Source organism: Mesorhizobium sp. M0768 (assembly GCF_040320195.1).
Taxonomy (GTDB): domain Bacteria; phylum Pseudomonadota; class Alphaproteobacteria; order Rhizobiales; family Rhizobiaceae; genus Mesorhizobium.
In genome coordinates this window covers 112,477-135,343 of sequence record NZ_JAMYPD010000014.1, presented here as the reverse complement: position 1 = coordinate 135,343, position 22,867 = coordinate 112,477, and the positions used below count along the sequence as shown (strand labels likewise).

The window sequence follows — 22,867 nt, the reverse complement described above, 5'->3', positions numbered from 1 at the left end:
GTGAAATTCGTGCTCGGCATCGATGGCGGCGGCACCAGCTGCAGGGCGGCTCTTGCAACGGCCGACGGCATCGTCCTCGGCCGCGCCAAAAGCGGTGCCGCCAACATCCGAACCGATCTCACCGGCGCCAGGACGAACATCGTCGACGCAGCGCAGCAGGCCTTTGTCGCCGCGGGCAGGGATCCCGCACTGATCCCGCAAACTCCGGCCGTTCTCGGTCTTGCCGGCGCCAATGTCGGCACCTACCGGCAGCAGCTCGAAGCGATCCTGCCGTTTCGCATCAGCCGTGTCGAGACCGACGCCGAGATCGCGCTGGAAGGCGCGGTTGGCTCCGGCGACGGCGCCATGGCCATCCTCGGCACGGGCACCGCCTATATGGCACGCAAACAAGGCAAGTCGCGCGCCATCGGCGGCTGGGGGTTCCAGGTCGGCGACCAGGGCAGCGGCGCCCGTATCGGCCGCGACCTGCTCGAGCAGACGCTGCTCGCCTATGACGGCATCCGCCAGGGATCACCGCTGACGGAGACCATGCTCGCCATCTTCCGCAACAATCCCGAGGATCTGGTCGAATTCACCACCAACGCCAAGCCCGGCGATTTCGGCGGCTTCGCGCCCAAGGTGTTCGAACATGCCGAAAAAGGCGACGTCGTCGCTATCTGGATCCTCGACAAGGCGGTCGCCGATGTCGAAGCAGCGCTTGGCGTGCTCGACCTGGGCGGCGGCGATCCGCTCTGCCTGCTCGGCGGGTTGGCGCCGCTTTACGCGCCGCGCCTGTCGGCCCGCTACCGGGCGCTGCTGAAACCGCCGCTGGACGACGCGCTGGGCGGCGCGGTTCAGATGGCGGCTCGGATTTTCGCAAACACGGCGGAGGCAGCTCGATGAGTGAGGCCGCCGACCAGATATTCGCGGCGCTGAAACAATCGTCGCAGAGTGGCGCGCCGCTCTATCTGCAGCTCAGGAAGAGTATCGAGGATGCCGTCAAACGCGGGCTGATCGGACCTGGCGATGCGCTGCCTTCCGAGCGCGACATCGCTAGCAAGGCCGACATTTCGCGCGTCACCGTGCGCAAGGCGGTGCAGGACCTGGTCAAGGGCGGCATCCTCGTCCAGCGCCATGGTTCCGGTACCTTCGTTGCGCCACGTATGGAGCGCGTCGAGCAGTCGCTGTCGATGCTGACCTCGTTTACCGAGGACATGGCACGGCGCGGCATGGCGGTGCGTTCGGCTTGGCTCGACCGCGGCCTCTATCCGCCGTCGCCCGACGAGATGATGGTGCTCGGCCTGGCGTCGAACGAATTGGTGGCGCGCGTGGCGCGCCTTCGTATCGCCAACGACACGCCGCTGGCGATCGAGCGCGCCTCGCTATCGACAAGCGTGCTGCCCGATCCGGCGGCGATTGGTTCGTCGCTCTACGCCGCGTTGGAAAAGACCGGCAACAGGCCGGTGCGGGCGGTGCAGCGCATTTCCGCCACCAATCTCGGCGATAGCGACGCACAGCTGCTGGAAGTACCGCCGGGCATTGCCGGCCTGCACATCGAGCGTATCTCCTATCTGGCGAGCGGCAAGGTGATCGAGTTTACCCGCTCCATCTACAGGGGCGACGCCTATGATTTTGTCGCCGAACTCCGGCTGAGCGGGCCGGGCGAAGAGGGCCGGCCATGACCGCGACAACGACCCATATGCGGCGCGAGATCGAGGAGATCCCGGAGGCCACCGCCCGTCTGCTCGATGGCTCGGCCGCGGTGCTGACGGAAGCTGGACGCGGCATTCGCGAGCGCGACCCGAATTTCGTCGTCACCGTGGCGCGCGGCTCGTCCGACCATGCCGCGACCTTCATGAAATATGCCGTGGAGTTGACCGCCGGGCTGGCGGTTGCATCGGTCGGCCCGTCGATCGCCTCGATCTATGGCGCCAAGCTGAAGCTGGGCGGCTCGGCCTGCCTGGCGATCTCGCAGTCCGGCAAGAGCCCGGACATCGTTGCAATGGCGCAAGCGGCGAGGACCGGCGGTTCGCTGATCGTCGCCATCACCAACACCGCCGATTCGCCGCTGGCGCGGGCTTCGGACTACGCGATCGACATCCTGGCCGGACCGGAGCGCAGCGTCGCGGCGACGAAGACCTTCGTCAATTCAGCCGTCGCAGGACTCGCCTTGATGGCGCATTGCACCGGCGACGAGAAACTCCTGGTGGCGCTCGCGCGCTTGCCGGAGCATTTTCGCAAGGCGATCGCCTGCGACTGGATGGCGCTGGCCGGGGCGCTGAAGACGCAAAAGTCGCTGTTCATTCTCGGCCGCGGCCCGTCGGCGGCGATCGCCAACGAGGCGGCGCTGAAATTCAAGGAAACCTGCGCCATGCATGCGGAAGCCTATAGTGCCGCCGAGGTCATGCACGGCCCGCTGGCGCTGGTCGGTCCCGGTTTCCCGGTGCTGGCGCTGGCTGCTCGCGATGCGTCCGAGCCATCGGTGGCCGATGCCGCCGACAGCCTGGCCGGCAAGGGCGCTGCCGTCTTTGTGACGTCGAACAAGGCAAAGAGCGCTCAGCGCCTGCCGCATGTCGCAACCGGTCATCCGCTGACCGACCCGCTGACGCTGATCGTGTCGTTCTATGGTTTCGTCGAGGCTTTTGCCCGCCATCGCGGCCTCGACCCCGACACGCCGCCCAATCTGCGCAAGGTAACGGAAACCCTATGAGCGACCGTTTTGCCCTGACTGGCGCCCGGATTTTCGATGGCGAGGACTGGCACGACAATGCGGCGCTTGTCGTGCGCGACGGCCTCGTCGAGGCCATTGTTGCCGCCGGTGCCATTCCATCCGATGTTGCGCGTATCGAGACCGGCGGCGGCATGCTGGCGCCTGGCTTCGTCGATCTGCAGGTCAATGGCGGCGGCGGCGTCATGCTCAACGACCATCCGGACGTCGCCTCGATCGAGACCATCTGCCGGGCGCACGCACCCTTCGGCACGGCGGCGCTGTTGCCGACGCTGATCACCGACACGTCCGAGATCACCGCCGCGGCGGCTGCGGCCGGAGCCGAGGCGGCACGGAGGAAGGTGCCGGGGTTCCTGGGCCTGCACCTCGAAGGGCCGCATCTGTCGATCGCCCGCAAGGGCGCACATGACCCGGCTTTGATCCGGCCGATGCTAGACTCCGACCAGACGATGCTGATCGCCGCACGGAAAGACCTGCCCGTGCTGCTGACGACGGTGGCGCCCGAATCCGTCGAGGCCAGCCAGGTGTCGGCGCTTAGCAAGGCCGGCATTGTCGTCAGCATCGGCCATTCCGATACCGGCTATGCCACGGCTCGCGCCTTTGCCGAGGCCGGCGCAACGGTGGTCACCCATCTGTTCAATGCGATGAGCCAGATCGGCAATCGCGAGCCGGGGCTGGCGGGCGCCGCAATCGATACAGGCACATTCTATGCCGGCATCATCGCCGACGGTATCCATGTCGATCCGGCCACCATGGCCATCGCCTTGCGCGCCAAGCAGGGGCCGGGCAAGATCCTGCTCGTTACCGATGCCATGGCGACGATCGGCACCGACATGACCTCGTTCACGCTGAACGGCCGCACCATCCACCGCAAGGATGGCAGGCTGACACTTGCCGACGGCACGTTGGCGGGCGCGGACCTCGACATGATTTCCGCAGTGCGCTTCATGCACCGCGTCGTCGGCCTCGACCTCGACGAAACCTTGCGCATGGCCTCGCTCTATCCGGCGCAGGCGATCGGCCAGTCGCACCGGCTCGGGCGCTTCGCCAACGGTACCGCGGCCAACATCGTTTCGCTGTCGGACGATCTGGACATTAAAAGCGTCTGGATCGATGGTGCCAGGGTTTTTGCAGGCAGCCCTGCTCGTTAGGGTTAGCCGGCTTTGGACGTATAGAGGTCCTTGTAGGCTTCGCGCAGCAGGTTCTTCTGCACCTTGCCCATCGTGTTGCGCGGCAGTTCGTCGACGAAGATCACCCGTTTCGGATGCTTGTACCTGGCGAGGTGCCCGGCGATGGCCTCGACGATCCCTGCGGCGCTGATGGTCGAGCCCGGCGCCCTCACCACGACAGCGGTGACGCCTTCGCCGAAATCCGGATGGGCAACGCCGATGACAGCGCTTTCGGCGACGCCAGGCAGCGCGTCGATCTCGCTCTCGACTTCCTTTGGATAGATATTGTAGCCCCCGGAAATGATCAGGTCCTTGCCGCGGCCGACGATGTGGACATAGCCGTCAGCATCGATCAGTCCGAGATCGCCGGTGATGAAGAAACCGTCGTCACGGAACTCCGCTTTGGTCTTTTCCGGCATGCGCCAGTAGCCGCAAAAGACATTGGGACCCCTCACCTCGATCATGCCGACATCGCCCTTGGCAAGTGTTTCGCCGCTCTCGGGGTCGGTGATGCGCAGGGAGACGCCGGGCAGGGGAAACCCGACCGTGCCGGCACGCCGCTCGCCATCATAAGGATTCGACGTGTTCATGTTGGTCTCGGTCATGCCGTAGCGCTCGAGGATGGCGTGGCCGGTGCGCTCTCGCCAGGCTCTGTGCGTCTCGGCCAAAAGCGGCGCCGAGCCGGAAATGAACAGGCGGATGTTTTTCGCCGCTTGCCGGTTCAAACCGTCCTGCTGCAGCAGGCGGACGTAGAATGTCGGCACGCCCATCAGCACGGTGGCGCGCGGCAGCAGCGAGACGATGCGGGCCGGGTCGAATTTGGTTTCGAACAGCATCGAGGCGCCGGCCATCAGGACGACATTGGTGGCGACGAAAAGGCCATGCGTATGGAAAACCGGCAGCGCGTGAATCAGCACGTCTGCGGCAGTGAAGCGCCAGAGGTCGACCAGCACCCGCGCATTGGAGGCGAGGTTTTCGTGGCTGAGCATGGCGCCTTTCGAACGGCCGGTGGTGCCGGATGTGTAGAGGATCGCAGCAAGGTCGTCCGGTCCGCGCGCCACGTCGTGGAAGTCCATGGCCGCCTCAGAGGCCCGATCGGTCAACGAACCCTCGCCCTTGCTGCCGAGTGTCGCGACCGCAGCGCCCGAGGTCTGCGCCAAAGCGCCGATCTCGGTCACTCGCGCCGGGTCGCAGACGATCAGTCGCGGCTCGGCATCCCTGAAGAAATAGTCGAGCTCGGTCAGCGTATAGGCGGTGTTGAGCGGCAGGAAGATCGCGCCGGCACGCAGACAGGCGAGATAGAGGAAAATGGCCTCCGGGCTCTTCTCGACCTGAACGGCGACGCGGTCGCCGGCTTCGACGCCCAGCTGCGACAGCACATGTGCCAGTTGAGCGGAGCGCGCCAGCATTTCGCCATAGCTGATCGAGCGCCCGTCCTCTGCCTCCATCAACAGGCGTCCGGGCGTGGGCATCCGGGCACGGAAAGTATCGAACAGATGGTTGCTCAAAAGTCCCCCCGAGCGGCTGTCTCCGGCCGAACGGCGGCGGTCAGCCGGCCGCCTTGTCCGCCGCTGCCCTGATTGCCTCGATGTTTGCCCGATAGGCTGCGACGCTGCCGCCCTTGAAAATGGCCGCACCGGCGACCAGCACGCTGGCGCCGGCGGCGGTGACCAGGGGCGCAGTTTCCGGCGAAATGCCGCCGTCGATCTCGATCCGGATCGGCCTGTCACCGATCAGCGCCTTCACCCGCTTCACCTTGTCTACGATCGCCGGAATGAAGGCCTGGCCGCCGAAGCCCGGATTGACCGTCATGATCAGGATAAGATCGAGCCGGTCGAGCACGTATTCGATCATCGTCTCCGGTGTCGCGGGGTTGAGTGACACGCCGGCCTTCTTGCCAAGGTTTTTGACCGTTTGCAGCGACCGGTCGAGATGTGGCCCGGCTTCGGCGTGCACCGTGATGCCGTCGCACCCGGCCTCAGCGAAGGCGGCCAGATAGGGGTCGGCGGGGGCGATCATCAGATGGCAGTCGAAGAAAGCCTTGGTGCGGTTGCGGATCGCCTTGATCACCGGCGGCCCGAAGGTGATGTTGGGGACGAAATGCCCGTCCATGACGTCGAGATGGATCCAGTCGGCGCCGGCGGCCGCCACCGCCTCGACCTCGTCGCCGAGCTTCGAGAAATCGGAAGCCAGCACCGATGGCGCGATCAGGGTTTTTTTGCTCATGACGCGGTCTCCCCGAACGCCTCGGTTTACGGCCCCTCTGTATCGCCTGCCTAGACCATGAGTCGAGTCCGGAAAGTGGAAGCCGGTTTGTCCTTCCGCTGATGCCACGGCTTCAGGTTTTCGCTGCTCTTTCATCTGCCAGCCAAAGAAAAACCCGCCGGATCGCTCCGGCGGGGTTTTCTTGATCGAATGATCACCGTTTTGAAGTTCGCGTGCGATCCTATTGCTCGAGCTGCGGCTTGCGCCTTGGCAGCTGCTGAAGAACATCTGGATTCAGCAGCAGGCTCGGTTTGCGGATCGGCTGGCACTGGCCATTAATCGGCCGCGCGCCCGGTGCGCACTCCAGCCGCGGTTTGCGGCAGGCGCCGTCGCGCAGCTCTGTCCCACGCGGGCAGACGCAGACGCCACGCTTGTTGTGGATCTGACCAGGTATCGAGCACTCCACCACAACAGGCTTCTTGCGCCTGCAGGCATTGCCTTGCACTTCCGTGCCTTTCGGGCAGACGCAATCGCCTCCGGCGTCGTGGATCTGCCCGCGGATGGTGCACTGCTCCGGCTTCGGCTGGATTGGCCGGCAGGCATTGCCCCTGACTTCCATACCCCGCGGGCAGACGCAATCGCCAGCGGCGTTATGGATCTGGCCCCGAATGGTGCACTGCTCGGGTTTCGGCTGGATTGGCCGGCAGGCATTGCCTTTGACTTCGGTGCCCCGCGGGCAGACGCAATCGCCGGCAGCGTCGTGGATCTGGCCACGGATGGTGCACTGCTCGGGCTGCGGCTTGCTGCCCACGCAAGCGCCGTTCTCCAGCTCGGTTCCGCGCGGACAGACGCAGCGTCCGTCTTCGGTACGGATCTGGCCTTTGAGCAGAACGCAAGGTTTTGGCTTCGGCACGATGACTGTGCCGCCCCCGGACGAGCATTGGCCATTGCGGAAGGTCGTGCCGGGCGGGCAGACGCAGTTGCCGGCGTCGTTCATGACGAAGCCTTGCGAGCATTCCTTCTTCACCTCATTCCTGATGGTGAAGGGATGGCAGGCATAGGCCTTGCCGCGATCGCCCTGCACGTCGGCCGCACCGCGGGACAGCACGTCGCCACCGCCTTGCACCGGCGTGTTCGGAGACAGCACGCCGACGCAGTTCTGGCCGTTGACAATGCCCTGCAGATTGGCCAGACGGCCGTCGTCGGGAATAGTCACGGTCACTGTGTGCACGTGGCTTTCCCCGGCGCCGAGCGTGAGTTGGGCGATGCAGGACAGAGGCAAGATTGCCGGCTCCGGCAAGCAGCCGAAGGGCGGATCGATCGAGGTGATCGCAACGCCTTCCAGCCGGCCGAGGCCTTCGACGCCGATCGCATCGCCGAGGCGAACCGGACCGGAGAAGGCGCTCGCGCCATCGTTCGTGATGGCGATCTCGAACGAGCAGGGCTGGCCGGGCTTGCACTCGGCATCACCGGTCTTCTCGACGCGGATGGTCGAGGCGCCGCTGCCCTTGGCGCAGGCCTGGCCGATCGGATAGACGATGTCGTCTCCCGGAGCCGGGCCGTAGGAGCCGCGTGCGCAGTTCTCGAATTCGCCGTTCGCGGCAACCGTCACGTCGAAATGGCGGCTGGTTCCAGGCGTCATGACGGCGCCGGGAATCTGGCACGACAGCGCATTGGCCGGAACCGGTCCGCAAGCCCATTCCGCGCCGTCTGGGGTGACGGTCTGGATCTGGACCGGCGCTCCGCCGGCTATCAGCGTCGCGGCATCGTTGACCCGTACCGGACCGGTCGGGGCAGTGGTGCCGAGACTGATGACGGTAATGCGGCAGGAAACGACCGCAGCACCGGCCAGCGAACCATTGCAAACCTTGGTGATGCGCAGGGCCGGCTGGCCGGCATTCGGATGACGGATGCGTTCCTTGGCGCAGGCCCTGTTGTTGGTGATGTCGTTCTCACCGGGAATAGCTTTCACCTCGGCGCAGTTCTCGACACTGTCGGGCCGGTAGTTGGCCGGCATCACCGCCCTGACGAAGATCGGCGTCGAGGCGCCAGGCAACAGCACGATGCCGGCATTGTCGCAGCGGAACTGGCCGGGGCCGTTCGGTCCGCATGTCCATGGCGGCGTCGGGCCGAAGGTCGAGGATGCCGGCACGCCGCCCGGATAGGTATCGACGACCGTCAGCGGCCCATTATAGGGGACGCTGCCATTGTTGATTATGTCGACCACGAAGGTGCAGACGCCATCGGCCGAACAGAATTCGGTGCGGGCGCGCTTCTTCAGGATCAGGTCGACCTTCTTCTCCACCGGCGGCCGGCAGTTGCGGTCACGATCGCCACGCCGGCAGACCGGGATCGAAGCACAGCCGCGATCGTTTTGCTGGCTGCCGAAAAGCGGCTTGCCGCTGGCGCCGTAATTGTAAGTGGCGCAGTTGCGCAAGGCGCTGCCTCGCCAGCCTGCGGCCGGCTTGAAGCCGAGCTTGAGGTCGACAGAGGCACCCGGATTGAGCGTGGTCACCGGATGAGTGCAAATCATCGGGGTGGTTCCAGGCGCGCAGACCCAAGGCGGGTTCGGCCCTGAATCGAGGGTGGAGCCAGCCGGCAGGGTGACTTCGTTGAGCACGATCTTGCCGTGGTAGGGTGCATCGCCGACATTGGTGACCCTGATGGTGAAGTCGCAGCCGCCACCCACCGTGCAACGTTGCACGTCGGCGCGCTTTTCGACTTTCAGATCCGGTTCCTTGTCCTTCGGTGGGCAGCGCTGATCACGCGGGATGACGATATCGACAGTCTGCGTACAGCACAGGCCCCACCCCTCCCTCGGGCCGGCATAGGTTTCGACACCGGTGACGATGATGTGGATGACGTCGCCGGGTGAAGCGCCGACGATCTTCCAATTGAGCACACCGCCGCCCGCCGGCACCAATTGCGTGTCGGGAATGATGGTGATGCCGGGTGTCGTCGTCGAAAGCTGCACCCATTTGCCAGCCATCTCCGGGCCGACCGGCATGTGGTAGATGAAGGCGCCGCCGCCGGGCACGCAATCGACCGTGCCGCGCTCCACCTTGAAGCATTCCTTGCCGGGAGGTGGAGGCGGCGGGTTGCACCTGGTGACGTCGATCTTGATCGACGCCTTTGCACCCGTGAGATAATTGCCGTCGTCCGGCTTGCCCGGATCCTGCGACAGGATTTCGATGCCGGCGCCGCGTTCGCGGCTGACCTTGACCACGCCCTGGTTGTGAACGGTCGTCGGCGACGGAAACGCCGCATGGTCAATCTTGGCGGTGATCTGGAACGTGACGACGCGCTCGTTCGCAGCGCCGATGCCGTCGAGATCGCTGGCGGAAATCCGGAAATCGGGTACCGTCGCGGTATCGTCCGGTGTAGCCGAACTGCTGATCGCAGCAGCGGGCAGCGGTCCGCCGGACGCATCGGTGCCGTCGCCGGTCACATGCACGCCGACGATGCGCAGGCCGTGCGGGAGCTGGTCCCTGAAATCGAGCCTGACCTTTTTCAGCATGGCGGCGAGGTCCGGGCTGGCAAAACCCTGCGGATTGCCGCGCAAGCCAAAGCTCAGCGAGTATACGACATAGTCGCAGCCTCTCTGGGTGCCTTTCTTGGTGAAGAAGGGCACGATCCGGCCCGGCTCCGGATTGACGATGCGAGGATTGTCAAAATCGAGCTTGGTATCGGGAATGACAGTGCCCGCATCGGCAGGCTTGGTCTTGGCCGGAGCAAGGTCTTCAGCGAAGCCTTGCAGCGGGCTCAGCATGGCGACCGCGATACCGGCCGCCATCAGCCAGCGCGCGCCGCGCCTGGCGAGTGACAGGGGTTTCACGATGGTCTCCATGACGAATGATTGTTTGCCGGTTGACTGGCTGCTTGTCGCAGGCGGGAAAAATGCGAGATTGCTCATCTTCCCCTCCTCACGGCTCGCAGCTGACGGCTGGGGTTCTGAGCGGCAAGGTCATCTTGCAGCAAGGATAGTAGCCACCCTTGTCGCTATCGGACTGCCTGTAGAAGCAGAGCCCGACATCGACCGTATCGCCAGGGTAATGGCCGGTGATGCCGATCGTGTATGGCGCGCCGGGCGCATGCGACAGAGGTGAAGTCACCCCAACGCCAGGCGTCCTGGACAGAGCCTTGATCGAATCGCCGCCAAAGCCGGCATGGTCATGGAGATAGAGATCGGCCTCGAGGCCGGAGGGCGTGCAGAAATACCTGACATCCTCGACATCGAGGCAAGGAGGCAGATTGCCGGGGGGCGGAAAGTCCGGCGGATAGAACGGTGGCAGATAGCCGCCCGGCACCTGCTCGTAATAGCCGGCACGGCCTTCGCAGGGGCGCCAGACCTCGACGTCGCCGACATGGCCTTCGACTTCCGGGTCTTCGAAATAATTGTCGAAGTCGACGAACCACGAGCCGAAAGGCGGCATGTTGGCCGGCTTGACCAGTGCCGTCGGCGTGATTTGCACGCCGTGCACGGCGAGCGGCCCGCCGGCTGCGAGTTGTTCGGCAAGCTCCGGGTTGTCGCGCAACTTGTCGCCGGTATCGACCAGCGTGTCGGTGCAGACGCCGGTATCGAGATTGCCTTCGGCATCGTAGCCATATTGCAGGTCGAGGCCGCCGGCCGACTGTCGGTTGTTTTGCGGGAAGCCGACCGCATATTCCTGCGGCACTTCCACCCAGGCCGATTCCGTCGCCGGATCGTCCGGATTTTCGCGCCAGTAGCGGATGACCTCACCCTTGCCGGAATCGGCGAACTGGCTGTAGTCGTAGCGGTTCTCCACCGGGCCGCGCTGGGCCAGGTACATGAAGCCTTCGTTGTCGAAGGCGATGTCGGTGACCGCGTAATCCTTGTCGGCCTTGACCGTCAGTTCCCAGCGCGGGTCGCCGGCGAAACTGCCGTCGCCGGCAACGCCCACCGACCAGATCTCCGCCTTATCACCGACCGAATAATAGAGCCGGCCGCCACGATAGGCGACCGACCAGACGCGGCGCTCGTCCTGCGTGTAGCCCCAGCTGTCGGGGTCCTCGCTGTCGAAGGCACCACCCTGGATGTCCATCACCGAGCCGTCGTCGGCAAGGGCGGCAAGCCCGTGCGCCGGGCGGCCGGCTATGCCGTGGTCGAACGTGTCGAGCAGCGCGCCATTGGCGTCGATGCGGTGGATGAGGCCGGTGTCGAGATCGCTGGCGAAGAACTGGCGGTGGATATTGTCGAACGTGACGTCGCCGATGCCGGGACCGCTATTGGCGTCGATATCGGCGAATTTCGAGACGGCGCCGGTGATGCCATCGATCTTCCAGATCGTTCCGGGGCCGCCGCCGTTTTCGGTGCCGAACTGGCCGTCCATGAAGACAGCGTCAGCCGTGCCGCGGCGCTGCCGCTCCGGCCGGCCGTCGGCATCGCCGTCTGGCGTGACTATGCGGATGCCGTGCAGCGACGTGGCGCCGGCATAGAGGTTTGGAATGGCCGATGGAACGCCGTCGCGCACGCCGTCGTCGTAGGTGATGCCGAACACCTGGCCGATTTGCCCGGCTGTGACCTCGAACGGTGGCGGGGTGAAGACCAATTGGCCAGACGCCGGCCCGCCCAGCCTTGAGACGTCGAAGATGCGCAAGGTCGCGCGCGCCGTGTCGATGAAGGTTTCGTCGACGGGATCGACGCCCGGCGGCAGGCCTTCCTCGAAATTTGGAATGATGGTGCCGGAGAATCCGGTCACTGCCATCGAGCCGGGATAGATGATCCGGGTTTCCTGAGCCTGGGCCGAGCCACCGAGCCAGAGCCCAGCGGCGAGCGCCAGGATCGACAATCCGCTGGCAGCCTGGATGGCGCGGCGCAAACGGCCGGCACGAGAGCGCACGAACGCGCCGTGGTCGCAAGACATGGATCTCCCCCCACAGGTCATGGGAGAAACATCCGGTCCCGGCGCGCAAATCAGGGCAAGGCGCGGCGTTCCGGCACGTTCGTCCCTGATCGAATTGTCTGCTTTCCTCAACGTCACGATACGCCTGCGTCCGCGCAGGGTCAACGGAACCGGCGAAAAGCCCAGCGCATCGACCCGGTCCCGAAGGCGATGGTCGCGCTGAGCTCCTGCTGTTCCCGGAGACCGTGGAGCCTCTGGATCTGTGGTCATGGGGCTTTCCTTTCCGGGGCCGCACCACGCGGCACCTGAGCGTCAGTCGCGGGGCGAGGCGGAAAGGTTCATGGGCCGGGGGCCGGGCCGGCTGGATCACCGCCGAAAATACGGGCCTGCCGGTCCCGAATCCGATCAACCGCGATGAATGGTGAACGCCTTGCGCAGAATGCTTGCGCGCCACGCAGCCTGTTCTTATATACGCGCCAAGCCGTCCAGCGCCGAATGCCGGTTGCCGGAGCGGAATTTCTTGTGAACAGGGGCTTTCGTCGGAACGCCTGTACGGGTCCTGAGAGCCTGCTTAGCGGAGAGATTAGAGAAATGGCAAAAGTAATCGGTATCGATCTGGGAACAACCAACTCCTGTGTCGCCATCATGGACGGCAAGGAATCCAAGGTGATCGAGAATGCGGAAGGCGCCCGCACGACCCCTTCCATCGTCGCCATCAACAGCGACGGCGAGCGCCTCGTCGGCCAGCCGGCCAAGCGCCAGGCGGTTACCAATCCTGAGAACACCATTTTCGCGGTCAAGCGCCTGATCGGCCGCCGCTACGACGATCCGGTGACGGAGAAGGACAAGAAGCTTGTCCCCTACAAGATCGTCAAGGGCGACAATGGCGACGCCTGGGTCGAGGCCGGCGGCAAGAAGCAGTCGCCTAGCCAGATCTCGGCGATGATCCTGCAGAAGATGAAGGAAACGGCGGAGGCCTATCTCGGCGAGAAGGTCGAGAAGGCAGTCATCACCGTTCCGGCCTATTTCAACGACGCCCAGCGCCAGGCGACCAAGGATGCCGGCAAGATCGCCGGCCTCGAAGTGCTGCGCATCATCAACGAGCCGACGGCGGCAGCACTTGCCTATGGACTGGACAAGAAGGAAGGCAAGACGATTGCCGTCTATGACCTTGGCGGCGGCACGTTCGATATTTCGGTGCTCGAAATCGGCGACGGCGTGTTCGAGGTGAAGTCGACCAATGGCGACACCTTCCTCGGGGGCGAGGATTTCGACATGCGTCTGGTCGAATATCTGGCGGCCGAGTTCAAGAAGGAACAGGGCATCGACCTGCGGAACGACAAGCTCGCCCTTCAGCGCCTCAAGGAAGCGGCTGAAAAGGCCAAGATCGAGCTGTCGTCCACCACGCAGACCGAGATCAACCTGCCCTTCATCACCGCCGATGCCACCGGCCCCAAGCACCTGACGCTGAAGCTGACGCGGGCGAAGTTCGAGAGCCTGGTCGAGGATCTCGTCCAGCGCACGATCGATCCTTGCAAGGCGGCACTCAAGGATGCCGGCCTGAAGGCCGGCGAAATCGACGAAGTCGTCCTGGTCGGCGGCATGACCCGTATGCCCAAGATCCAGGAGATCGTGAAGCAGTTCTTCGGCAAGGAGCCGCACAAGGGCGTCAACCCGGATGAGGTCGTCGCGTTGGGCGCCGCTATCCAGGCCGGCGTGCTGCAGGGCGACGTCAAGGACGTGCTGCTGCTCGACGTGACGCCGTTGTCGCTCGGCATCGAGACGCTGGGCGGCGTGTTCACGCGGCTGATCGAACGCAACACGACGATTCCGACAAAGAAGAGCCAGGTGTTCTCCACGGCCGAGGATTCGCAGTCGGCGGTGACCATCCGCGTCTTCCAGGGCGAGCGTGAAATGGCCGCCGACAACAAGGCGCTCGGCCAGTTCGATCTGGTCGGCATCCCGCCTGCGCCGCGCGGCGTGCCGCAGATCGAGGTCACCTTCGACATCGACGCCAACGGCATCGTCAACGTCTCGGCCAAGGACAAGGGCACCGGCAAGGAGCACCAGATCCGCATCCAGGCGTCCGGCGGCCTTTCGGACGCCGACATTGAGAAGATGGTCAAGGACGCCGAGGCCAATGCCGAAGCCGACAAGAAGCGGCGCGCGCTGGTCGAGGCCCGCAACCAGGCCGAGGCGCTGGTGCATTCCTCGGAGAAGTCTCTGAAGGAATACGGCGAGAAGGTTTCCGAGGCCGACCGCACGGCGATTGCCGATGCGATCGCGGCGCTGAAGACCGCTGCCGAAGGCGACGATGTGACCGAGATCGAGGCCAAGACGCAGACGCTCGCCGAAGTCTCGATGAAGCTCGGCCAGGCCATGTACGAGGCTTCACAGAAGGAAGCCGCCGAGGCCGACGCCAAGGCTGATGCCGCCAAGGACAGTGACGTCGTCGATGCCGACTTCGAGGAAATCGACGAAGACGACGAGAAGAAGAAGTCGGCCTGAACCGCCTGACGGTACAGGTAAGGGAGAAAGCCCGGCGCACAGCCGGGCTTTTTTGCAACCCTTTGCCGGAAAAACGCTGCGCTGCCCGAAAAAATGCGGACAAAGCCTCGTAGACACTGGCATCGCGCCTCCATCACACCTAAATCGGAACAGCGTGCCGGCAAACGACGCAACGATGCTTCAAGACGTTGACTATCCGGACTGCGGGAAAACATGAAAGCTGATTTTTACGAAACGCTAGGCGTGCAAAAGGGCGCCGACGAGAAGGAGCTCAAGAGCGCTTTTCGCAAGCTCGCCATGCAGTTCCATCCCGACCGCAACCCAGGCGACCATGCCTGCGAGCACAAGTTCAAGGAAATCAACGAAGCCTACGAGACACTGAAGGACCCGCAGAAGCGCGCCGCCTATGATCGCTTCGGCCACGCCGCCTTCGAGCACGGCGGTATGAATGGCGGGGCGCAAGGCTTTGGCGCCGGCGGCTTCGCCGACATTTTCGAAGACATTTTCGGCGACATGATGGGCGGGCGCCAGCGCCGCTCGTCCGGCGGCCGCGAGCGCGGCGCCGACCTGCGCTACAATATGGAAATTACGCTGGAAGAGGCATTTTCCGGCAAGACCGCGCAGATTCGGGTGCCAGCCTCGATTTCCTGCTCGGAATGCTCGGGCAGCGGCGCCAAGCCTGGCACCCAGCCCGTCACCTGCTCGATGTGCAACGGCCACGGCAAGGTGCGCGCCACGCAAGGCTTCTTCTCGATCGAGCGCACCTGCCCGCAATGCCAGGGGCGCGGCCAGACCATCAAGGATCCGTGCCCGAAATGCGCCGGCCAGGGCCGTGTCACCGAGGAGCGCTCGCTGTCGGTAAACATCCCTGCCGGCATCGAGGATGGCACCCGCATCCGGCTGGCCAATGAGGGCGAGGCCGGCCTGCGCGGCGGCCCGTCGGGCGATCTCTACATCTTCCTCGCGGTCAAGCCGCACGAATTCTTCCAGCGCGACGGGGCCGATCTTTATTGCAAGGTGCCGATCTCGATGACGACGGCAGCGCTTGGCGGCTCGTTCGAGGTGACGACACTGGACGGTACCCAGACGAAGGTGAAGGTGCCGGAAGGCACCCAGAACGGTCGCCAGTTCCGCCTCAAGGGCAAGGGCATGCCTGTGCTGCGCCAGCCCAATATCGGCGACCTCTACATCCAGACCGTGGTTGAGACGCCGCAGAACCTTTCGCGCCGTCAGCGCGAATTGCTGGAGGAATTCGAGCAGCTTTCCTCAAAGGACAATTCGCCTCAGTCGAGCGGATTTTTCGCCCGCATGAAAGACTTTTTCGAAACGTTCGGCGAGCACTGAAGCTGATCCCTGGAAAACGCTTCCCGAGCGTCATCAACACCTTATCCGGGGATTCGCCTTGTCTTGCACCTCGTAACTGCTAAGTAGCATGCGAGGGAGCGTTGAGGAGGACTTTCAATGACGCGTAGTCCCGGACTGCGAAAGACGCTGGCGGAAAAGTTCGACGACGAGCTGAAGTTCTTCAAGGGCTGGATCGACAAGCCGAAGGCGGTCGGTTCGATCGTCCCGACCAGTTCCATCACCGCTGGCAAGATGGCCTCGATCGTCGATCCGACATCCGGCCTGCCGGTGCTCGAGGTCGGACCCGGTACAGGCGTCATCACACGCGCCATCCTCGCCCAGGGCATAAAGCCTGAGAATCTCTACGCGGTCGAATATTCCACTGATTTCGTGCGCCATCTGCGCCAGCTTTATCCAGGCGTCAACGTCATCGAGGGCGACGCCTTCAATCTCGACGCGACGCTTGGCGACAAGCGCGACCTGATCTTCGATTCCGTGATATCGGGGGTGCCGCTGCTCAATTTCCCTGTCGCCCAGCGCATCGCCTATGTCGAGAGCCTGCTCGACCGCATCCCGGCGGGCCGGCCGATCGTGCAGCTGACTTACGGGCCGCTGTCGCCGATCCCGCCGGGCCGCGGCGACTATACGGTCGAGCATTTCCATTTCGTCATCCGCAACATTCCGCCGACGCAGCTTTGGATCTACCGACGCGGGGCCGCATGAATTGAAGCGTTGGGTTTGAATGGCACTTGTCTTATACCCATCGGGTGACAAGGCAGACCCATGGCCGTGATCCCGAAAATTCTCGTTGTCGCCGGTTCGGTGCGCAGCGGCGCCTATAGCGGCAGGACCGCCGACGTGGCCCAGAAGGAACTTGCCATGCAGGGCGCGGAGGTGACCCGCATCTCGCTCGCCGACTATCCGTTGCCGATCCTCGACCAGGATTTGGAAAAGGAAGAAGGCATTCCCGACAATGCTTTCAAGCTTGGCCGGATGATCGCCGCCCATGACGGGCTGCTGATCGCGACGCCCGAATATAACGGCTCCATTCCACCGTTGCTCAAGAACAGCATCGACTGGGTTAGCCAGCTGCGCAAGGATGGCCGCCGGACGTTCAGGCCGCTTGCCGGCAAGGTCGCCGGCCTCTGCTCGTCTTCCAACGGACCCTTCGGCGGGATACGCTGCATCAACCATCTGCGCGCCGTTCTGGTACGCTGCCGGATGGAGGTGGTGACACCGGAATGCTCGGTGCCGGAGGGCGGCAACGCCTTCGACGACGAGGGCAAGTTCAGGGACGAGAGACTACGCCAATCGATGGAGCACCTATGCCGAACGCTGATCGAAACCTCGCGCATGCTGTCGACGCGGATCGAGGCATGATCCCGGACGCCGCGCATGCCGACACGATGCAGGAAAGGCTGATCGTCGGCCTCGACCTGCCGACGCTGAAGGAAGCCGAGAACGCGGTGCGCGAGCTCGACGGGATCGTCTCCTTCTACAAGATCGGTTACCAGCTCGCCTTTGCCGGCGGGCTCGACTTCGCCCGCGAGCTGGCCAGCGGCGGCACCAGGATCTTTCTCGACATGAAGCTGCTCGACATCGACAACACGGTGGCCAAGGGCGTCGAAAACATCGCCAGGATGGGCATGAGCATGCTGACCATCCATGCCTATCCGAAGACGATGAAGGCGGCGGTCGAGGCTGCCAGGGGCAGCGACCTTTGCCTGCTCGGGGTCACCGTGCTGACCTCGATGGACGAGCAGGACGTGATCGACGCCGGCTATGAGTATGATCCGCATACACTGGTGCTGAGGCGCTCCGAGCAGGCGCTGCATGCCGGCATGGGCGGCATCGTCTGCTCGGCCGAAGAAGCCGAGGCGGTGCGCCGCATCGTCGGCCCCGACCTGGCCGTGGTGACGCCGGGAATCCGGCCGAAGGGCAGCGACCATGGCGACCAGAAACGGGTGGTGACGCCGGCGCAGGCGATCCGCAACGGCTCCAGCCATCTCGTCATCGGCCGGCCGATCGTCGGAGCGGCCGACAGGCGGGCGGCGGCGGAAGCGATCCTCGATGAAATGCGCTCGGCCTGAGGACCAATTCCGAAACTTGCTCCGGCGGCCGTCTGACGGCGTTTTCTCCGCTTCCGGTGCTCACGTACTTTAAGTACGCTCCGCTCCGGTTCCCGAAACCACCCCCCGCCATTTCACCGGAGCGACTTTCAAAATCGGTCCGCGCACGGCCAAAAACCAGGAGAAATAGCATGCCCAAGGGATACTGGATCGCTCGCGTCGACGTGCGCGATGCGGAAGGCTACAAGGACTATGTCGCAGCTGCCAAACCGGCCTTCGACCGCTTCGGCGCCAAGTTCCTGGCGCGTGGCGGCGCGCATGAGAAGGCCGAGGGGCCGGGCCGCGACCGCAACGTGATCATCGAGTTTCCGTCGCTTGCGGCGGCGCATGACTGCTACCACTCGCCCGAATACCAGCGCGCCGTCGCGATCCGCCAGAAGGTGGCCGAGGGCGAAATCGTGCTGGTCGAGGGGATTTAGGCGAGAAGCCGGTTCGCCGCTGCCTCCGCCATCGCGTCGGCGAGGCTCAAGCCCCATTGCTGGCGACAGTAATCGCGGAAATCGAAGCAGGGCAGGCCGGGGCAGACCTCGAACTCGATGAGGTGGACGCTGTCGTCGGCTTCGACCCGGAGGTCGATGGAAAAGACGTCGCGCAGGCCAGGCCCGACCATCAGGCGTTCGGCGATGCGACGGATTCTTGCATCGGCTTCAGGCTGGCTGCCGGCGACCGGCAGCAGCACCGGCTCGGTATATTTTCCCGCAGCTTTCGCCGCTGCGCCGGTATCGCCGTAAAGCGCCAGGCTGTCCTGCATGGTCTGGAAATCGCCGCCCGAATCGACAAAGGCGATGCCCAGCGCCTCGACGCCGGTATCCGTCCTCAATCCGAGAAAACTGGCGCGCGCGTTGCGGCCGGCGACATAGGGCTGGACGATGACATCGTCGCGATAGGCGGCGAAGACGCGTCGGCTAAGCTCCAGCGCGTGGCCGAGATCGTGGCAGTGCGAATCCGGCCAGATGCCGATCTTGGCGCCGAGCCGGTTCGGCTTGACGAACCAGCCGGCGGGCGAGGCCGGTGGCGCGACCAGCCAGGCGCCGTCACGGGCAAGGCCCGCCTGCGGCACCGGCAGGCCAAGCGCGCCGAGCACGGCGCCGGACCGGAACTTGTCCTGACAGAGCGCGAACAGCGCATCGTCGGCGCCGATCGCCTTCAGGCAATTCAGCCGTACCAGAGCCGGTGCGGCGCCGCCGCGGAAATAGGCGACGCCGTCGGTCAGCGTCCAGACAAGCGTGGTCTTCGGGTCCTCGCCGCCGAGAACGCTTGCGGCGTCGTCGAGCGTCACCGGCGCAAATGACAGGCCGCGCTTCTGGCAAGCGGCGGCAAGTGCGTCGAATTCAGCAGCGATATCGGTCGATTGCGCCAGATAGGAGGCGATTTCGGCGGCATGCTCCGGCACGTGATTATCGGCGACCAGCCGATCGAAGCAAGCCTTTTCCGGCTCGTAGACAAGGATCAGCTTCGGCTCGCGGCTTGACATGATCGAAACGATTTCCCGGCAGCACGATTGCCTAAAGCAATTCTAGGAAAAGCGTGAAACGGTTTTCCGTCCGGAATTGCGTCAAAACAAAGAGATAGAGCGGTTCAGCGTTCCTGCGAAACGATGAAGCGTTCAAGCATCGCACGGCGAGCGCATTCGGCTTTCGCGGAACCGACGTCAGCTGGACGCCTGCACGACAGTGCTAGATATGGGTCTAGCCAATCAGCACACGCGGCTCGAAGCGACCATTGACTGGAATGTCGAGCATGAACGTCATGCCGGCTTGCGGGTCGAGCAGGCGCTGCTTCTCGCTCTTGCCCGACCAGGCGGAGGTGACCGCCAGCCGGTCGGCATTCCTGCCGACGAAAGCCGGACAGGAAGGCTGCGTCGCCGGCATCGCCACCGAACGGACGAGCTTGCCGTCGGGTCCATAGGCTTCGACGACGCTGCCGCCCCAGCAGGCGTTCCACAATATGCCGTCACGGTCGAGCACCGAACCATCGATATAGCCCTTGGCCGAACGGTGGTCGACGAAGACCTTCGGTTCGCCAACCGGCAGTCCGGTCACCGGATCGCAGCCGACGCGCATCAACAGCCCGGTGCTGGTGTCGGTGTAATAGGCGATCGTCCCATCCTCGGAAAAGCAGATCGAATTGGGCACCGTGACGTCGGCATAGAGCCGGCGCAGCTCGCCCTTGAAGAACCAGTAGATCGAACCGGCACCCTTCTCCTCGCCCTTGCCCATGGTGCCGACCCACAGCGCGCCGCAAGGGTGAACGCGTGAATCGTTCGAGCGGGTGACCGTATTGTCGGCCTCGATCGGCGTGTGCAGCGTCAGCTTGCCGGTCGCGACGTCGCGGACATGCAGACCGGTCTCGGTGGCGATCAGCTGGCGTTGGTCGTCGATGATGCAGATGGCGCTGGCCCTCTGACCGAGCTCGTGGATTTTGACGGCACCGCCCGACAGGCGCTGTTCGAGGAGCTGGCCGTTGACGATGTCGAACCAGTAGAGCGTGTCGGTGGCAGGGTCATAGCTTGGTCCCTCGCCGAGTTGGCAGACATGGTCGGAAAAAACCGAAACAATGGTCTCGCTCATCATGCCACTCCAAACGCCGCGTCCCAGGCCTGAACTGCGGCTTTCGCTCGCGCTGCCACTTCGTCGACGCTCATGCCCGGCTTGAAGAGGCTGGAGCCAAGACCGAAGACGCTGACGCCGGCTGCCTTGTAGCCGGCAAAATCCTTATCTGAAACGCCGCCGACCGCGCCGACCAGCACACTGGCCGGCAGCACCGCGCGCATCGCCGAAATGCCTGCCGCGCCAAGCACGCTAGCCGGGAAGAATTTCAATGCCGAGGCGCCGAGCCGGATTGCCTGGAATGCCTCGGTCGGCGTGAACACGCCGGGCATCATCACCATGCCGTACTGCTTGGCACGGCCCATGACCTCGGCATCGATATTGGGGCTGACCAGCAGCCGCCCGCCGGCCTTGTGCAGGCCGTCGACATCGGCGGCGCTGAGCACCGTGCCGGCACCGACCAGCGCCGTCGGAGGAAGCGCTTCGACAATGCTGGCGATTGAAACAAAGGGCTCGGGCGAATTGAGCGGCACCTCGATCGCTTCGATACCGGCGCCGAAGATCGCCTGGCAGATCGCCACCGCCTCGTTTGGTTTCAGGCCACGCAGGATGGCGACCAGACCCCGCTCGAGCTTTGGAAAAGGTGCGGTTTCGGTCATGCGGCAACTCCATTTCCGGCGATCATGCCATTTTCGCGCGCGGCTTCGGCAAGACCGGCACGCACCGCCTCGTCGGCGTCGACCACCCTGACCGCGAGCCCGGCAAGGCCGAGGGCGTCGGCATAGAGCTTGCCGAGTGCGCCCGACGCGATCAGCACGACGGGCACGGCACTCGCCCCATAACGGCGATTTGCCGAAGCGATCTCGCCGCCGATCAGCAGGCCGGACAGGCAGGCGGCGGCATCCTCGGGCTTCAGATCCTGCAGCAGGCTGGCGGCGCGGATCGAGAACAGTCTTGAACCGATGTCACCGCCTTCGGCCAACGCCTTCAGGCACCACTCCCGGAAAAATGGATTTTCGGCGGCAACCGGCCTCGGCGGCTCGCCCAGCGAATGGCGCAGGATCGAGTGCGCGGCCAGTACCGAAAACAGCTCGCCGGTCGGCCAGGTGCCGAAACCGGCAACAGAGCCGTCCTGGACCAGCACCCATTTCGAATGGGTGCCAGGCATGCAGACGAGATGGCGTCCCTTTGCCGGCAAGCCGGCGCCGGCAAGCTGCGTCTCCTCGCCGCGCATGACATCCGGGGCGTCGGCCAGACGCTGGGCAAGGCCGGGCACGATGCGGATGTCGCGGCGCTGGCCGGGAATGCGGGCAGCGCCGGCGAGAATAGCGCCGATCGGCGCCGGCACGCTGACATAGGGTGCCTCCAGCCAGCCCTGGCGCGAACCGGCCATGCCGCAAATGATGACCGGCAGCGCCTCGGCTGCGCCCAAGGCAGCCAGATGCCCTTCGAGAATGGACGAAAATCCTTTAGCCTGGGCGGTGATCAGTCCGTCATCGCCGCGCCGCTCGGCGAGAACCTTGCCGGCGCCGTCGAGCAGCCAGACCCTCATGCGGGTGGTGCCCCAGTCGACGGCCGCGACGGAAGCTGCCTTGCTCGATGAGATCACAGGAATCCCCCATCGACGATCAGCATCTGCGCGGTCAGCATGCGTGAGGCATCCGACGCCAGGAACAGCACAGTGCCGACAATGTCTTCCGGCTGCATCACCTCTTTGATGCACTGTTTGGCGACATGAGCGGCGAGCGCTTCTTCGGTGACCCAGAGCTTTCTCTGCCGCTCGGTGATCACCCAGCCGGGCGCGATCGCGTTGACACGGATGCCGTCGACGCCGAGCTTGCCGGCAAGACCCTTGGTGAGACCGACGATGCCGGCCTTGGCGGCGGTGTAGGCCGGCATATCGGGATGGTTGATGAGAAACGAGGTCGAGGTGAAGTTGATGATCGAGCCGCCGCCGGCCCGCTTCATGCCCGGCGCCACCGCCTGTGCGCTGAAGAAATGCGGGCGCAGGTTGATGGCATGGTTGTTGTCCCAGAACTCCACCGTGACGTCTTCGACGGCATGGCGGTCATCCTGCGCGGCATTGTTGATCAGCACGGTCACGTCGCCATGCGCCTTGGCGGCTTTAGCCGCCGATAGCCGCAACGCCTCGATGTCGCGTATGTCGGTCTTGAGATAAAGCGGCCGCCGGCCCAGTTCCTTGTCTAACCGATCGGCCAGCGCCACACTCGGACGGTCGGCGATATCGATGAAGGCGACCTTTGCCCCCTGGCGGACAAAACCTTCGGTCAAGGCAGCACCAATGCCGGAGCCGCCACCGGTGATCAGCACCGAAGCGCCTTCGAGGTCGGCAAAGCGTGCCGATGGCATCATGAAATTCTCTCCCGGTCCA

At 64.4% G+C, this 22,867-nt stretch carries 19 protein-coding genes; 10 read left to right on the top strand and 9 right to left on the bottom strand.

Annotated features, from left to right (window positions below; genetic code table 11):
- From NKI08_RS19195 to nagA, 4 genes are read left to right on the top strand one after another with little or no spacing between them, the layout of a single operon-like run.
- Window positions 1-882, top strand: coding sequence for a glucosamine kinase nucleotide-binding domain-containing protein (locus NKI08_RS19195; RefSeq protein ID WP_352771460.1), 882 nt, complete (start codon window positions 1-3; stop codon window positions 880-882).
- Window positions 879-1,661: a GntR family transcriptional regulator gene (locus NKI08_RS19190; protein WP_352472800.1), complete on the top strand. Its 783-nt coding sequence runs from the start codon at window positions 879-881 to the stop codon at window positions 1,659-1,661. Before NKI08_RS19195 ends, NKI08_RS19190 begins: the two co-directional genes overlap by 4 nt.
- A complete protein-coding gene (locus NKI08_RS19185; RefSeq protein WP_352771459.1) occupies window positions 1,658-2,689 on the top strand; it encodes an SIS domain-containing protein in 1,032 nt (343 codons plus the stop codon). The genes NKI08_RS19190 and NKI08_RS19185 overlap by 4 nt, the downstream gene beginning before the upstream one ends.
- Window positions 2,686-3,858, top strand: coding sequence for an N-acetylglucosamine-6-phosphate deacetylase (gene nagA / locus NKI08_RS19180; RefSeq protein WP_352771457.1), 1,173 nt, complete (start codon window positions 2,686-2,688; stop codon window positions 3,856-3,858). The genes NKI08_RS19185 and nagA overlap by 4 nt, the downstream gene beginning before the upstream one ends.
- 2 nt (window positions 3,859-3,860) lie before the next feature.
- Here the strand turns inward: nagA and NKI08_RS19175 are convergent, their stop codons facing one another.
- The 4 genes from NKI08_RS19175 to NKI08_RS19160 form a co-directional block, all read right to left on the bottom strand.
- Window positions 3,861-5,384 (bottom strand): malonate--CoA ligase, encoded by a 1,524-nt coding sequence (locus NKI08_RS19175; RefSeq protein WP_352771455.1) that lies wholly within the window; start codon window positions 5,382-5,384, stop codon window positions 3,861-3,863.
- 40 nt (window positions 5,385-5,424) lie between these two features.
- The gene (gene rpe, locus NKI08_RS19170; RefSeq protein ID WP_352472804.1) at window positions 5,425-6,102 is read right to left on the bottom strand and encodes a ribulose-phosphate 3-epimerase; all 678 of its coding nucleotides are present in this window, start codon (window positions 6,100-6,102) and stop codon (window positions 5,425-5,427) included.
- A 220-nt stretch (window positions 6,103-6,322) separates the two neighbouring features.
- The gene (locus NKI08_RS19165; RefSeq protein ID WP_352771453.1) at window positions 6,323-9,994 is read right to left on the bottom strand and encodes a DUF7929 domain-containing protein; all 3,672 of its coding nucleotides are present in this window, start codon (window positions 9,992-9,994) and stop codon (window positions 6,323-6,325) included.
- Window positions 9,995-10,004: 10 nt separating this feature from the next.
- Complete coding sequence (locus tag NKI08_RS19160) at window positions 10,005-11,966, bottom strand: hypothetical protein (RefSeq protein ID WP_352771451.1); 1,962 nt, start codon at window positions 11,964-11,966, stop codon at window positions 10,005-10,007.
- Between the two features lie 570 nt (window positions 11,967-12,536).
- Here NKI08_RS19160 and dnaK point away from each other — a divergent pair.
- From dnaK to NKI08_RS19130, 6 genes are all read left to right on the top strand, one after another.
- Window positions 12,537-14,453: a molecular chaperone DnaK gene (gene dnaK, locus NKI08_RS19155; RefSeq protein WP_023679851.1), complete on the top strand. Its 1,917-nt coding sequence runs from the start codon at window positions 12,537-12,539 to the stop codon at window positions 14,451-14,453.
- A 213-nt stretch (window positions 14,454-14,666) separates the two neighbouring features.
- Window positions 14,667-15,797 carry a molecular chaperone DnaJ gene (gene dnaJ, locus NKI08_RS19150; RefSeq protein WP_023679852.1) on the top strand — a complete coding sequence of 377 codons (1,131 nt, stop codon included), beginning with the start codon at window positions 14,667-14,669 and terminating at the stop codon, window positions 15,795-15,797.
- A 117-nt stretch (window positions 15,798-15,914) separates the two neighbouring features.
- Window positions 15,915-16,520, top strand: coding sequence for a phospholipid N-methyltransferase PmtA (pmtA, locus tag NKI08_RS19145; protein ID WP_023679853.1), 606 nt, complete (start codon window positions 15,915-15,917; stop codon window positions 16,518-16,520).
- Window positions 16,521-16,580: 60 nt separating this feature from the next.
- Window positions 16,581-17,177 (top strand): NADPH-dependent FMN reductase, encoded by a 597-nt coding sequence (locus NKI08_RS19140; protein ID WP_352771449.1) that lies wholly within the window; start codon window positions 16,581-16,583, stop codon window positions 17,175-17,177.
- Window positions 17,174-17,887, top strand: a complete 714-nt coding sequence (pyrF, locus tag NKI08_RS19135; RefSeq protein ID WP_352771448.1) for an orotidine-5'-phosphate decarboxylase — start codon at window positions 17,174-17,176, stop codon at window positions 17,885-17,887. The genes NKI08_RS19140 and pyrF overlap by 4 nt, the downstream gene beginning before the upstream one ends.
- A gap of 170 nt (window positions 17,888-18,057) precedes the next feature.
- Window positions 18,058-18,345: a DUF1330 domain-containing protein gene (locus tag NKI08_RS19130; RefSeq protein WP_023679856.1), complete on the top strand. Its 288-nt coding sequence runs from the start codon at window positions 18,058-18,060 to the stop codon at window positions 18,343-18,345.
- Here NKI08_RS19130 and NKI08_RS19125 read toward each other — a convergent pair.
- From NKI08_RS19125 to NKI08_RS19105, 5 genes are all read right to left on the bottom strand, one after another.
- Window positions 18,342-19,400: a D-alanine--D-alanine ligase family protein gene (locus NKI08_RS19125; protein WP_352771446.1), complete on the bottom strand. Its 1,059-nt coding sequence runs from the start codon at window positions 19,398-19,400 to the stop codon at window positions 18,342-18,344. The two genes, NKI08_RS19130 and NKI08_RS19125, sit on opposite strands and share 4 nt — an antisense overlap.
- A gap of 214 nt (window positions 19,401-19,614) precedes the next feature.
- On the bottom strand, window positions 19,615-20,496 hold the full coding sequence (locus NKI08_RS19120) for an SMP-30/gluconolactonase/LRE family protein (protein ID WP_352771444.1): 882 nt from the start codon (window positions 20,494-20,496) through the stop codon (window positions 19,615-19,617).
- On the bottom strand, window positions 20,496-21,134 hold the full coding sequence (locus NKI08_RS19115) for a 2-dehydro-3-deoxy-6-phosphogalactonate aldolase (protein ID WP_352771442.1): 639 nt from the start codon (window positions 21,132-21,134) through the stop codon (window positions 20,496-20,498). Before NKI08_RS19115 ends, NKI08_RS19120 begins: the two co-directional genes overlap by 1 nt.
- Complete coding sequence (locus NKI08_RS19110; protein WP_502899648.1) at window positions 21,131-22,081, bottom strand: 2-dehydro-3-deoxygalactonokinase; 951 nt, start codon at window positions 22,079-22,081, stop codon at window positions 21,131-21,133. Before NKI08_RS19110 ends, NKI08_RS19115 begins: the two co-directional genes overlap by 4 nt.
- Window positions 22,081-22,848 (bottom strand): SDR family NAD(P)-dependent oxidoreductase, encoded by a 768-nt coding sequence (locus tag NKI08_RS19105; RefSeq protein WP_352614229.1) that lies wholly within the window; start codon window positions 22,846-22,848, stop codon window positions 22,081-22,083. The genes NKI08_RS19110 and NKI08_RS19105 overlap by 1 nt, the downstream gene beginning before the upstream one ends.
- Window positions 22,849-22,867: the final 19 nt, after the last annotated feature.